At 41.5% G+C, this 265-nt stretch carries 1 protein-coding gene; it reads right to left on the bottom strand.

What is annotated here, in order from left to right; genetic code table 11:
* Positions 1 to 211: type VI secretion system baseplate subunit TssK (gene tssK / locus BTV98_RS13235; RefSeq protein WP_178379395.1), on the bottom strand; the 211-nt coding region annotated here is incomplete at its 3' end.
* Between the last annotated feature and the right edge of the window lie 54 nt (positions 212 to 265).

Here is a 265-nt window from a genome sequence, read left to right as displayed (position 1 = left end):
CATCGGGCAAGACTGCATAGATGCTCTCAAAGCTTAAGATATTACTTTCTAGAAGCTGGCTATCGATTTGCACATCAGCGATACCATAAGCGTAAGGATGCACGAGCATCATACTGAGCGCGCGCTGCGAGTTATGATAAGTATCTTGAATCTGAAAATGCTGAGGTCTTAAAAATAAACCTTCGCCCCATAATACTCTGTTTTTGCTCAAGATCATCTCCTACGCGCAACCAACCAGTGGCTGTTGATAATATTTAAGTTTAAT

It is taken from the genome of Psychrobacter sp. Cmf 22.2 (assembly GCF_001921745.1).
In the GTDB taxonomy this organism is placed as follows: Bacteria; Pseudomonadota; Gammaproteobacteria; order Pseudomonadales; family Moraxellaceae; genus Psychrobacter.
The sequence above is the reverse complement of the archived record's forward strand: the minus strand, read 5'-3'. Positions and strand labels throughout refer to the sequence as shown.